The 13,272-nt window shown below is 71.4% G+C and carries 9 protein-coding genes; 8 read left to right on the top strand and 1 reads right to left on the bottom strand.

Going from position 1 to position 13,272, the window contains the following annotated elements; translation table 11 throughout:
* Positions 1-7: 7 nt before the first annotated feature.
* A complete protein-coding gene (locus ABZ794_RS31000) occupies positions 8-805 on the bottom strand; it encodes a DUF3105 domain-containing protein (RefSeq protein WP_210785745.1) in 798 nt (265 codons plus the stop codon).
* Positions 806-902: 97 nt separating this feature from the next.
* Here ABZ794_RS31000 and argS point away from each other — a divergent pair, with 97 nt between their 5' ends.
* The 8 genes from argS to thrB all read left to right on the top strand — a co-directional run bounded on the left by argS (position 903) and on the right by thrB (position 13,053).
* On the top strand, positions 903-2,570 hold the full coding sequence (argS, locus tag ABZ794_RS30995) for an arginine--tRNA ligase (RefSeq protein ID WP_357518885.1): 1,668 nt from the start codon (positions 903-905) through the stop codon (positions 2,568-2,570).
* 1 nt (position 2,571) lies between these two features.
* On the top strand, positions 2,572-3,957 hold the full coding sequence (gene lysA / locus ABZ794_RS30990; protein ID WP_238688517.1) for a diaminopimelate decarboxylase: 1,386 nt from the start codon (positions 2,572-2,574) through the stop codon (positions 3,955-3,957).
* Between the two features lie 8 nt (positions 3,958-3,965).
* Positions 3,966-5,276: a homoserine dehydrogenase gene (locus tag ABZ794_RS30985; RefSeq protein WP_208740978.1), complete on the top strand. Its 1,311-nt coding sequence runs from the start codon at positions 3,966-3,968 to the stop codon at positions 5,274-5,276.
* A 139-nt stretch (positions 5,277-5,415) separates the two neighbouring features.
* Positions 5,416-6,465: a threonine synthase gene (thrC, locus tag ABZ794_RS30980; protein WP_357518883.1), complete on the top strand. Its 1,050-nt coding sequence runs from the start codon at positions 5,416-5,418 to the stop codon at positions 6,463-6,465.
* Positions 6,466-6,606: 141 nt separating this feature from the next.
* Entirely contained in the window at positions 6,607-9,885 is a 3,279-nt protein-coding gene (locus tag ABZ794_RS30975) for an efflux RND transporter permease subunit (protein ID WP_357518881.1), read from the top strand.
* A 160-nt stretch (positions 9,886-10,045) separates the two neighbouring features.
* The gene (locus ABZ794_RS30970) at positions 10,046-10,693 is read left to right on the top strand and encodes a polysaccharide deacetylase family protein (RefSeq protein ID WP_357518880.1); all 648 of its coding nucleotides are present in this window, start codon (positions 10,046-10,048) and stop codon (positions 10,691-10,693) included.
* 106 nt (positions 10,694-10,799) lie between these two features.
* Entirely contained in the window at positions 10,800-12,044 is a 1,245-nt protein-coding gene (locus ABZ794_RS30965) for an MFS transporter (RefSeq protein WP_210785741.1), read from the top strand.
* Positions 12,045-12,108: 64 nt separating this feature from the next.
* The gene (thrB, locus tag ABZ794_RS30960; RefSeq protein ID WP_357518878.1) at positions 12,109-13,053 is read left to right on the top strand and encodes a homoserine kinase; all 945 of its coding nucleotides are present in this window, start codon (positions 12,109-12,111) and stop codon (positions 13,051-13,053) included.
* The last annotated feature ends 219 nt before the right edge of the window (positions 13,054-13,272 follow it).

Genomic DNA, 13,272 nt, shown 5'->3' with positions numbered 1-13,272 from the left:
GCCGTCCTTACTGGGTGGGCTGCTGCTGGAGTTCACGCGGCGTGGTGCCGGTGGCGGTGATGCCGGTGTTGCAGAGCGCCGTCGGGCCCTCGACGGAGGCGTTCACCCGCAGGTCCTTGATGAACTCGTCGATCCGCGAGTCGTCGGCGTTGTCGAGCTTGAGCTGGTAGCCCCAGGCCTGCAGCGAGATGGGCTTGTCCAGGCCCTCGTACGGGCTCATCAGCATCTTCTCGACGCCACGCACCTTGCCGGCGAGCTTGTCGACCTGGTCCTTGGGCAGGTCCGGGCGGTAGGTGATCCACACCGCGCCGTGCTCCAGGCTGTGCACCGCGTGCTCGCTGGCGATCGGGGCGTCGTAGACGTCGCCCATGCAGTTCTGCCAGGCGGCGTTGTGCACCCCACCAACCGGCGGCGAGTAGTTCCAGGTCAGCGGGCCCGACTTGTGCGACTCGTACTTCAGGCTGTCCGGGTCGGACTTGCGGATGTTGGCGATGCCGTCGATGGCGTTGGCCCGCTTGTCCCACGGCTTGGAGCCCTGGAACGACGCCCACGCGCCGTACCCGATGATGCCGGCCGCGAGCACGCCGACCGCGACGAAGAGCGCGATCGGCCCCCACGCGCGGCCCTGGCTCACCTTGACCGGGGTGACCGGCTTGCGCGGGCCCTTGCCCCCGGCCCGGGGGGAGCCCGTCGGCTTGCCGGAACCGGCCTTGGCGCCGGAAGCCGGCCGGCCTGCGGCCGGCTTCTTGCCGGTGCTGACCACGGTCGGGCGGCGCTCAGGGCCACCCGGGGTGCTGATGCTCATCGTGCCTCGTCAAGTCGGTCGGTCAGGGGAGTGGCGGGCCGGATGACGCGCAGGGGAGCCGCCGAGTGCCCGAGTCTACCCCCGATAACATGGTTGGGTGACTCCTGCAGAACTAGCCTCGGTCGTCCTCGCCGCCGCCCACGCCGTCTTCGAGCAGCGTGGGCTCGACCGCGCCGCGTTGCCGGCGAGCACTGTGGTGGAGCGACCGCGCAACCCCGAGCACGGCGACTACGCCTCGACGCTCGCGCTGCAGTTGAGCAAGAAGGTGGGCGTCCCGCCCCGGGAGCTGGCGACGGCCCTGGCCGACGAGCTGGGCCGGGCGCCGGGGGTCAAATCGGTGGAAATCGCCGGGCCGGGCTTCCTGAACATCCGGCTCGACGCCGCCGCGGCCGGTCAGCTCGCGCGGGTGATCGTGGAGAGCGGCGCGGAGTACGGCCGCAGCGACCGGCTCGCCGGCGAAAAGATCAACCTGGAGTTCGTCTCGGCCAACCCGACCGGGCCGGTGCACATCGGCGGGGTCCGCTGGGCGGCCGTCGGTGACGCGCTGAGCCGGCTGCTGCGGGCCACCGGCGCCGACGTCGGCACGGAGTACTACTTCAACGACGCCGGTTCGCAGATCGACCGGTTCGCCCGGTCGCTGCTCGCCGCCGCCAAGGGTGAGCTGGCGCCGGAGGACGGCTACGGCGGGGCGTACATCGCCGAGATCGCCGCCGAGGTGCAGGCCCGCCGGCCGGAGGTGCGCTCGCTCGACGACGACGCCGCCCAGGAGGTCTTCCGGGTCGAGGGCGTCGCGCTGATGTTCGACGAGATCCGCACCTCGCTGCGCGACTTCGGGGTGGAGTTCGACACCTATTTCAACGAGAAGGACCTGCACGACCGGGGTGAACTCGACCTGGCGCTGAACCGGCTGCGCGAGCAGGGGCACCTCTACGAGTCCGAGGGCGCCACCTGGCTGCGCACCACCGACTTCGGCGACGACAAGGACCGGGTGCTGCGCAAGTCCAACGGTGAGTGGACGTACTTCGCCGCTGACTGCGCCTACTACCTGGACAAGCGCGAGCGCGGCTTCGAGCGGGTCGTGATCATGCTGGGCGCCGACCACCACGGCTACATCGGCCGGATGAAGGCGATGTCGGCCTGCTTCGGCGACGACCCGGAGCGCAACCTGGAGATCCTCATCGGGCAGCTGGTCAACCTGCTGCGCGACGGCGCGCCGATGCGGATGAGCAAGCGGGCCGGCACCGTGATCACCCTGGAGGACCTGGTCGACGCGATCGGCGTGGACGCCTCCCGGTACGCGTTGGCCCGCTACTCCAGCGACTCCCCGATCGACATCGACATCGAGCTGTGGACCCGGGCGACCCGCGACAACCCGGTCTACTACGTGCAGTACGTGGCAGCCCGGACGGCGGGCGTGGCCCGCAACGCCGCCGAGGTGGGGCTGGTTCCGGGCGACGCCGACGCGTTCCGCCCCGAGCTGCTCAACCACGAGAAGGAGAACGAGCTGCTCAAGGCGCTCGCCCAGTTCCCCGCGGTGGTGGCGACGGCCGCCGAGCTGCGGGAGCCGCACCGGGTGGCCCGCTACCTGGAGGAGAGCGTCGCCGCCTCCTACCACCGGTTCTACGACAACTGCCGGGTGCTGCCGCTGGGCGACGAGGAGATCACCGACCTGCACCGCGCCCGGCTCTGGCTCAACAACGCCACCCGCACGGTGATCGCCAACGGCCTCTACCTGCTCGGCGTCTCCGCACCCGAGAGGATGTGACATGAGGGCTCATGAGGCTGGTGCGCTGCACGCGGACATCAGCAACCAGGGGCCGGCCTGGCTGCGTACCCCGGCCGACGTCAACGCCCTCGTGCCGGCGCTGTGGCCGCGGTCGGTGACGCGCGGCGCCGACGGCGCGGTCGCCGTCGCGGGCCTGAGCGTCCGCGACATCGCGGCCGAGTTCGGCACCCCGGTGTACGTCCTCGACGAGGCCGACCTGCGCTCGCGCTGCCGCGACTTCCGGGAGGCCTTCCCGACCGAGGACGTGTTCTACGCGGGCAAGGCGTTCCTCTGCCGGGCGGTGGTCCGGATGATCGCCGAGGAGGGGCTGCACCTGGACGTCTGCACCGGTGGCGAGTTGGCCACCGCACTGTCGGCCGGGATGCCGCCGGAGCGGATCGGCTTCCACGGCAACAACAAGTCGGTCGCCGAGCTGGGCCGGGCGCTGGACGCCGGGGTGGGCCGGATCATCGTCGACTCGTTCACCGAGATCGACCGGCTCACCGCGCTGGCCCGCGAGCGCGGGGTCCGGCCCCGGGTGCTGGTCCGGGTCACGGTGGGGGTCGAGGCGCACACCCACGAGTTCATCGCCACCGCACACGAGGACCAGAAGTTCGGCTTCTCGCTGGCCGGCGGCGCCGCTGCGAACGCCGCGTTCAAGATCCTCGACGAGGGCGTGCTGGAGCTGCGCGGTCTGCACTCGCACATCGGCTCGCAGATCTTCGACGCCAGCGGCTTCGAGGTCTCGGCCCGGCGGGTGCTCGCCCTCCAGGCGCAGATCCGCGACGCGCGCGGGGTGGAGCTGCCCGAGCTGGACCTGGGCGGCGGCTTCGGCATCGCGTACACCACCCAGGACGACCCGGCGACCCCGCAGGATCTGGCCAAGCGGCTTCGCAAGATCGTCGATTCGGAGTGCGCGGCGGAGAACCTGGCAGTGCCGCACCTGTCGATCGAGCCGGGCCGGGCCATCGTCGGGCCGGCCGTGTTCACCCTCTACGAGGTCGGCACTGTCAAGGACCTCGACGGCCTCCGGACGTACGTCAGCGTCGACGGCGGGATGAGCGACAACATCCGCACCGCCCTCTACGACGCGTCCTACTCGGCGACGTTGGCCTCGCGGGCCTCGACCGCGCAGCCGTTGCTCGCCCGCGTGGTGGGAAAGCACTGTGAGTCCGGGGACATCGTGGTGAAGGATGAATTCCTGCCCGCCGACGTGCAGCCCGGAGATCTTGTCGCAGTGCCCGGCACCGGTGCGTACTGCCGAAGCATGGCCAGCAACTACAACCATGTGCCCCGGCCACCGGTGGTCGCGGTGCGCGACGGCCAGGCGCGCCTGATCGTCCGGCGGGAAACCGAAGAGGACCTGCTGGCTTTGGATGTGGGATGACGTCACCTGTGCGCTTGGCGCTGCTCGGCTGTGGCACTGTCGGCCAGGAGGTGGTCCGGCTGCTGCACGAGCAGTCGGCCGACCTCACCGCGCGGATCGGCGCTCCGCTGGAGATCGCCGGCATCGCCGTCCGTCGGCTCGGCCGCGACCGGGGTGACCTGCCGGTCGACGAGGACCTGTTCACCACCGACGCGCTCGGCCTGATCAAGCGCGACGACGTGGACGTGGTGATCGAGGTGATCGGTGGCATCGAACCGGCCCGGAGTTGGCTGGTCGAGGCGCTGCGCGCCGGCAAGAGCGTGGTCACCGCGAACAAGGCGCTGCTCGCCGAGGACGGCGTGGCCCTGCACGAGGCGGCGGCCGAGGGCGGCGGCGACCTCTACTACGAGGCGTCCGTGGCGGGGGCCATCCCGCTGCTGCGTCCGCTACGGGAGTCGCTGCACGGCGACCGGATCAACCGGGTCACCGGCATCGTCAACGGCACCACCAACTTCATCCTCTCCGCGATGGACGCCACCGGCGCCGGCTTCGCCGAGGCCCTCGAAGAGGCCACCGCCCTGGGGTACGCGGAGGCCGACCCGACCGCCGACGTGGAGGGTTTCGACGCGGCGGCGAAGGCGGCGATCCTCGCCTCGCTGGCGTTCCACACCCGGGTCGGCGCCGCCGACGTGCACCGCGAGGGCATCACCGAGGTGACCGCCGCGGACATGGCCAGCGCCCAGGCGATGGGCTGCACGATCAAACTGCTCTGCATCGCGGCCCGGGGTGTCGACCCCACCGGCCGGGAGACGGTCAGCGTCCGGGTGCACCCGGCGATGATCCCGCGCAGCCACCCGCTGGCCAGCGTCGGGGACGCGTTCAACGCGGTCTTCGTGGAGGCGGACGCGGCCGGGCAGTTGATGTTCTACGGTCGGGGCGCCGGTGGCGCGCCCACCGCCAGCGCGGTGCTCGGTGACGTGGTCGCGGTGTCCCGCAACCGGCTCGCCGGGGTGCGCGCGGCCAGCGAGAGCGCGTACGCGGACCTCGCGGTCCGGCCGATGGGTGAGGCGTTGACCCGCTACCACGTGAGCCTCGACGTGGCCGACCGCCCGGGTGTGCTGGCCTCGGTGGCGAGCGTGTTCGCCCGGCACGACGTGTCGATCGCGACGGTGCGGCAGGGTTCGGCGGGCGGGCCGGCGGGCCGCGACGGCGACGCCGAGCTGGTCATCGTCACGCACGTGGCACCGGACGCCGCGCTCGCCGCGACCGTCGGTGAGCTGCGCGGTCTGGACATTGTCCGGTCGGTGACCAGTGTGCTGCGGGTCGAGGGTGACGCCTGAGTCGTTACATCATCGACGGGACCGCTCGCGCGTCCCGCCAGGTGGGTAGGCGGGGGTGTGCCATTGACCACTCCAGCAGGCTGGTCCAAGGTGGCCCTGACAATCGGGTGGGCGCGTCGGTAGAGGCGAGGAGAGCGACATGTGGCGGGGTCTGATCGAGGCGTACCGGGATCGGCTGCCGGTCACCGCGGCCACGCCGGTCGTCACACTGCACGAGGGCAACACCCCGCTGTTGCCGGCGCCGGTGCTGTCCGCCCGGCTCGGCTGCCACGTGCACCTCAAGGTGGAGGGCGCCAACCCGACCGGTTCCTTCAAGGACCGGGGGATGACCCTCGCGGTGTCCAAGGCGGTCGAGGCCGGCAACAAGGCCATCATCTGCGCCTCCACCGGCAACACCAGTGCCTCCGCCGCGGCGTACGCGGCCCGGGCCGGGTTGACCTGCGCCGTGCTGGTGCCGCAGGGCAAGATCGCGCTGGGCAAGCTGGCCCAGGCGCTGGTGCACGGCGCGAAGCTGCTCCAGGTGAACGGCAACTTCGACGACTGCCTCGCGACGGCCGCCAAGCTCGCCCAGGACTACCCGGTCGCGTTGGTCAACTCGGTGAACATCGACCGGTTGCACGGCCAGAAGACCGCGGCCTTCGAGATCGTCGAGGCGCTCGGTGACGCGCCCGACATCCACTGCCTGCCGGTCGGCAACGCCGGCAACATCTCCGCCTACTGGATGGGATACGAGGAGGAGTCGGCCGCCGGCGCCACCACCCGCACCCCGAAGATGTACGGCTTCCAGGCCGCCGGGGCGGCCCCGATCGTGACCGGCCAGGTGGTGCCGGAGCCGTCCACCATCGCCACCGCGATCCGGATCGGCAACCCGGCGAGCTGGACCAAGGCACTGGATGCCCGGGACGCCTCCGGTGGCATGATCGCGGCGGTGACCGACCGGGAGATCCTCTCCGCGTACCGTCTGCTCGCCCGTGAGGTGGGGGTCTTCGTCGAGCTGGGCAGCGCGGCCAGCGTGGCCGGCCTGTTGCAGCAGGCCGCGGCGGGCGCGGTGCCGCCCGGTTCCACAGTGGTCTGCACGGTGACCGGCCACGGGCTGAAGGACCCGGAATGGGCGATCTCCACCGCGCCGGCGCCGGTGACCATCGCGAACGACCCGCTGGCTGCGGCGCGCGCCCTCGACCTGGCCTGAGCGCGCCACCGTCCGGGTGGTGATCGACGGCGGGTAGCTGGACGGCGCGACGGCCCGGGGGCGGCGGGGGCCGAGGTATGCGAGTCCGGCACACTTTCGGGTATCCCCGCCCGCATTCTCGTTCAGGAGTGAGCCAGGCCGATGTCGCTGCTCGCCAGATTCAGCCTCGCCAACCGAGGGCTGATTGCCCTCATCGCGGTGGTGACCACGGTGTTCGGAGTGTTCGCCGTGCCGTCGCTGAAGCAGCAACTGCTGCCGTCGCTCGAGTTCCCGGCCGCGTTCATCGTGGCTCCCTACCCCGGCGCCGGCCCCGAGATCGTCGAGTCGCAGGTGACCGAGCCGATCGAGAACGCCCTCCAGGGCATCCCGGGATTGGACCAGGTCACCTCCACCTCCCGCGAGGGGGCGGCCACCGTCCAGGTGACGTACGAGTTCGGCACCGACCTCGACGACGTGGTCAACAAGATGCAGACCGCGTTGAGCCGGATCGACGCCCAACTGCCGGAGGGCGTCGACCCGCAGGTCATCGCGGGTAGCACCGACGACCTTCCGGCGGTGGTGCTGGCCGCGGCCGGCAATGCGGACGAGCGGGCGCTCGCCGAGAAGCTGCGCGCGACTGTGGTGCCGGAGCTGGAGGGCGTCGAGGGGGTACGCACGGTCGAGGTGACCGGCACCCGCGACGACGTCGTGGTGGTCACCCCGGACCCGGCGAAGTTGGCCGCCGCGAAGATCCAGCCGACGGCGATCGGCGCGGCGCTGAAGACCAACGGCGTGGCGGTTCCGGCCGGCGCGGTGACCGACGGCGCACTGGCCCTCCCGGTGCAGGTCGGCACGCCGATCTCCACCCTGGAGGAGCTGCGCGGCATCGTGGTCGCCCCGGCCGCGGCACCCGTTCGCCTCGGTGACGTGGCGACGGTCGAGCAGCAGCTCGCCCCGGCTACGGCGATCACCCGGACCAACGGCAAGGACAGCCTCGGTATCGCTGTCACCGCGGCACCGGACGGCAACGCCGTGGAGATCTCGCACGAGATCCGGGACCGGCTCGACGATTTGAAGGACGCCTCCGGCGCGGAGCTGACAGTGGTCTTCGACCAGGCGCCGTTCGTCGAGAAGTCGATCGAGTCGCTGACCACCGAGGGCCTGCTGGGCCTGGTGATGGCGGTCATCGTCATCCTGGTCTTCCTGCTGTCGGTGCGCTCGACGGTGGTCACCGCGGTCTCCATCCCGCTCTCCGTGCTGGTGGCGCTGATCGCCCTGTGGATCGGTGACTACTCGCTCAACCTGCTCACCCTCGGCGCGTTGACCATCGCGGTCGGTCGGGTGGTCGACGACTCGATCGTGGTGTTGGAGAACATCAAACGACACCTGGAGTACGGCGAGGAGAAACAGCACGCCATCATCACCGGCGTCCGGGAGGTCGCCGGTGCGGTGACCGCGTCCACCCTCACCACGGTGGCGGTGTTCGCGCCGATCGCGCTGGTCGGCGGGTTCGTGGGCCAGCTCTTCGCGCCGTTCGCGATCACCGTGACGGTGGCCCTGCTCGCCTCGCTGCTGGTGTCGCTGACAGTGATCCCGGTCCTCGCGTACTGGTTCCTCAAGCCGCGCGGCGGCACCGCGGACGACGAGGCGGTACGGCACGCCGCTGAGGAGAAGGAGCTGCGCAGCCCGTTGCAGCGGGCGTACCTGCCCGTCATCGGGTTCGCCACCCGCAAGCGGTCGACCCGTTGGATCACCGTCGGGCTCGGCCTGCTGGTGCTCTTCGGCACCTTCGGTCTGGCGCAGAAGTTGGAGACCAACTTCCTGGACGACTCCGGCCAGGACACCCTCAACATGAGCCAGGAGCTGCCGGCCGGCAGTGGCCTGGCGGCCACCGACGCGGCGGCCAAGCAGGTCGAGTCGGTGCTGTCCCGCACCGATGGCGTCGAGACGTACCAGGTGACCGCGGGCGGTGGGGACAATCCGTGGGCGGGTGGCGGCGGCAACAACGTCGCCAGCTGGTCGCTGGCGCTCGACGGTGACACCGACGCGAAGCAGATGCGTGAGGTGCTGCGCAAGGAGTTCGACAAGCTCGGCGCCGGTGTGGGCGAGATCAGCTTCGGTGGCGGGCAGGAGGCGTCGACCAGCCAGCTGGAGGTGATCGTCCAGGCCAGCGACCCGGAGGCGCTGACCCGGGCCGCCGAGGAGGCGCGGGCCGCGATGGCCGGGATTCCGGACGTCGAGGAGGTCTCCACCAGCCTGGCCGCACGGGTGCCGCGGGTCGACGTGGTGGTCGACCGGGTCGCCGCCGGTCGGGTCGGGCTCACCGAGGCCGCCGTGGGGCAGCTCGTGTCGCAGGCGTTCCGAGGAGCGCCGCTGGGTCAGGTGGCGCTCGACGGCCAGCAGCAGAACGTGGTGCTGCGGTTGGGCACGCAGCCGCCGACGACCGTGGAGCAGCTGCGGGCACTGCCGGTCGGTCCGGTGAAGCTGGGCGACATCGCGCAGGTCACCCAGGGCGAGGGCCCGCAGCAGGTCACCCGCATCGACGGTGAGCGCAGCGTGTCGGTGACCGGCGCGGCGACCGGCTCGAACCTGGGCGCGACCAGCCAGGAGTTGCAGAAGCGGCTGGACGGCATCGACGTGCCGGGTGCGAGCCTCACCATCGGTGGTGTCAGCGCGGATCAGGCGGACGCCTTCGCGGACCTGGGCCTGGCGGTGCTGGCCGCGATCGCCATCGTCTTCCTGATCATGGTGGCCACGTTCCGTAGCCTCACCCAGGCGCTGATCCTGCTGATCTCCATCCCGTTCGCGGCGACCGGCGCCATCGGTCTGCTGTTGGTCACCGGGACCCCGCTCGGTGTGCCGGCGCTGATCGGTGTGCTGATGCTGGTCGGCATCGTGGTGACCAACGCGATCGTGTTGCTCGACCTGATCAACCAGTACCGGGCGCAGGGCATGGGGGTCCGGGAGGCGGTGGTCGAAGGTGGCCGTCGCCGGCTGCGCCCGATCCTGATGACGGCGGTGGCGACCATCTTCGCGCTGCTGCCGATGGCGTTCGGGTTGACCGGTGAGGGCGGCTTCATCTCTCAGCCGCTGGCGGTAGTGGTGATCGGTGGTCTGCTCAGCTCGACGCTGCTCACGCTGATCCTGGTGCCGACGCTGTACACGATGGTGGAGCACACCAAGGAGTCGCTGCGGGGTCGCCGCGCACGGCGGCGTTCCGGAGGGTCGGCGGTGACCACGACGGAGACCGACGAGGTGCCAGCGCCGAACCAGGTCGCGGTGCCGAGCGGCGCGCCCGCCCCGGTCGCGGCCGAGGGTGTGCAACCGGCCGGGCGACCCGCGCCGTCGGCCGCGTTGGTGGAAGGCACGGACCAGTTCGAGGTGCTGCGGCTGCCGCGTAGCCGTACCTCGCCGCTGCCTCCGGCGGAGCCGACCGAGTAGGTCGCAGCGTGCTTCGCAACGCCCCCGACGGATTTTCGTCGGGGGCGTTTCGGGGTTCATTGGACCGGAAACACTCCGACTCGCCCACCCCATACTTTCTGTAACTTCTTGCATACTCCTCGTAGACGAGTGGGGGTGTGGGTGAAGCGGGGCGGGGCGGATGGCCGAGGGCGCGGGCGGGTGGGGGCGGCGCGATCTGCTGCGCCGTGGCCTGCTGGTGGCGGGCGGTGTGGCCGTCGGCGCGGGGATGTCCGAGGCGTGGCGGATCACCCATCGCCGAATGTCGATCACCGGCGGCCCCGCCAGCGCCACCCTCGGTAATGGCCAGCAGGACGTCGGCTCCGGCGCGCTGGAGGTCGTCTGGTCCGGGCGGACCAACCAGCGCCTGGTGGCCCTCACCTTCGACGACGGCCCGGCACCACAGTGGACTCCCATGGTGCTCGACACCCTGGCCCAGCATCGGGTTCCGGCCACCTTCTTCATGGTCGGGGCGCAGGTCCGCCGGCACGCCGACGTCGTACGCGACCGGCTCGACGGGCACGAGGTGGGAAACCACAGCTGGGAGCACCGGGACCTGGCCGAGCTGGACGCCGCCGAGGCGTACGGCGACCTGCGTCGCAGCCACGACGCGATCGCCGACCTGACCGGGGTGCCGCCGGCGCTCCTCCGCCCGCCGTACGGCCACCTGGGCGGGGCGGTGCTGCACACGGCGGCCCGGCTGGACTATCGGCTGCTGCTCTGGTCGTTGCAGATGGTGGAGCGCGAGTTCCCCGGGCGCGCCGACGGCTGGTCGCACTGCGGGGTCTGACCGAGATGATCAACCGGCTACGGTCGCGCGGTTACACCTTCGTCACGGTTTCGGCGCTGCTGGGAGCGGGTGTGGCTCAGACGACGACCAGGTAGGGTCGCGCTCCGTGGCGTCCACCCTCTCGGTTCTGACCGGCAATCGGAGCTTCCGCAACCTGTTCCTTGCCGAACTGGTGGTCTTCGGCGCCGACTGGTTCGTCATGGTGCCGCTGCTGGTGCTGCTGCCGCACCTGACCGGCAGCGGCGTCTGGGGCGCGCTGGTGTTGGCGGTGGACACCGGCATCGTTGCGTTGCTGCTGCCGTACACCGGCACGATCGCCGACCGTTTCGACCGTCGGAAGATCATGATCGCCGCGAACGTGGCCGCGTTGGCGGGCGTCTTGCTGCTGCTCGGCGTGCGGAACGCCGCAACGGCGTGGCTGGCGCTGGTCGCGATCGGCGTGGTGGCGGTCGCCAAGGCGTTCTACTCGCCGGCCGCCCAGGCCGCGCTGCCCAACGTGCTGGAGCCGCACGAACTCGCCGCGGGCAACGCCGTCGCCGGCTCGGCCTGGGGCACCATGACAGTGGTCGGCGCCTCGCTCGGCGGCGTGCTCAGCACCGCTGCCGGCCCGTACGTCTGCTTCTGGGTGGCGGCGGCGGGCCTCGCGGTGGCCGCGACCCTCGCCACCCGGATCCGCCGGCCGTTGCAGGCGCCCCGGGACGCCGACCAACCGGCCCAGCGGACCTGGTCGGCGGTTCGCGAGGCGCTCGGCTACATCGGTCACCGCCCCCGGGTGCTCGCGCTGGTCACTGTCAAGTCGGCGGTGGGCCTGGGCAACGGCGTGCTGACCGTGTTCCCGCTGCTGGCCGGCGTGTACGGTGTCGGCCCGCTCGGCGCCGGCCTGCTCTTCGCGGTACGCGGCGCGGGAGCGTTGGTGGGGCCGATCCTGATGCGCCGGGTGTTGACCAACCGGGCCTGGCTGCTGCCCGGCCTCGCGCTGTCCATGTCGCTCTACGGCCTGTCCTACCTGGGCACCTCGGTGGTGCGATGGTTTCCGCTGGTGCTGCTGCTGGTCTTCGTTGCGCACTTCGCGGGTGGCAGCAACTGGGTGATGTCGAACTTCGCCCTCCAGGGTGAAGTTCCGGACCGGCTGCGGGGCCGCGTCTTCGCCACCGACATGATGCTGGCGACGCTGGCGATCTCGGTGAGTCAACTGGCGGTGGCCCTGGTGGTGGACTCGGTCGACGAACGGGTGGTGCTCGCGGGCTGCGGTCTGATCACCCTCGTCTACGCGGTCGGCTGGCGGATCGCCACCCGCCGACTGTCGCTCACCGATCCGGCCGTCGAGCCGGTCCCGGACCCGGCCGGCTGAACTCGGCGGTCCCAGGCAGCGGGCGCGGGACCGGTTCGTCGGTCCCGAGCCCTAGCATGAGCGCGTGCCGACGAACTTCACCGCCGAGCCGGTCCGGGTCCGCGTCCCGGCGACCAGCGCCAACCTGGGCCCGGGCTTCGACGCGCTGGGTCTCGCCCTCGGGCTCTACGACGACGTGGCCGCCGAGGTCGCCACGGGTGGTGTCCGGGTGACAGTGACCGGGCAGGGCGCCGGTGAGCTGCCCGACGACGACCGGCACCTCGTGGTGCGAGCCATGCGCGCCGCGTTCGACGTGCTCGGGGCCCACCCCTCGGGGCTGAGCGTGGAGTGCGTCAACCGGATCCCCCAGGCACGCGGGCTGGGCTCCTCTTCCGCCGCGATCGTCGCCGGGGTGCTGCTGGCCCGTGCCCTGGTCGTCGATGGGGAGCACCGCCTCGACGACGCCGGCGCGCTGCGGCTGGCCGCCGAGATCGAGGGCCACCCCGACAATGTGGCGCCGTGCCTGCTCGGCGGTTTCACAGTGGCCTGGTCCGAGCCGGGCGGCGCCCGGGCCGTCTCCCTGCCGGTCGCCCCAGCGGTGCGGCCCACTGTTTTCGTCCCGGCGGAACGCGGGTTGACAGCGACAGCGCGGGCGGCTCTGCCGGCAACCGTGCCGCACGGTGACGCCGCGTTGACCGCCGGGCGGGCAGCGCTGCTGGTGCACGCGCTCACCACGGACCCGACCCTGCTGCTGCCGGCCACCGTCGACCGACTCCATCAGGATTACCGCGCAGCCGGGATGCCGGGCACATCTGCCCTGGTCAGCGAGTTGCGAGCGGCCGATGTGGCAGCTGTGGTCAGTGGGGCGGGGCCGACTGTGCTGGCGCTCAGCCAGCCTCCAACGGGCTTCCCAGTGGGAACAGACTGGGAGATCTGGCAGTTACCGATAGACGTCAGCGGCGCGCGGGTCGCACGGGGTAGACTTGGACACGCCGAGCGGGACCCTGTTGCCGCAGGTCGGAAGAGTTGATTACGCTCTAGACCTAGCACAGCCGCGAAGCACGCGATCTCCTGCGGGGCGGCGCACCCCCGAAGCTCTCGGCGGTCAGCCCGTCTACCCCTGCCAAAGGCCCACGCCGCACCGCAGTTTCCACAGGTCGCCGCAGACGGCGAGACCTGCTCACCGACGTTGGTGAGTCGGGATACCGACCGGCTGCTGTGTCACAGACTCCCGCGACGCGTCCTTGCG

The organism is Micromonospora sp. NPDC047187 (genome assembly GCF_040643355.1).
In the GTDB taxonomy this organism is placed as follows: Bacteria; Actinomycetota; Actinomycetes; order Mycobacteriales; family Micromonosporaceae; genus Micromonospora; species Micromonospora salmantinae.
This window is presented reverse-complemented; position numbering and strand designations above follow the sequence as displayed.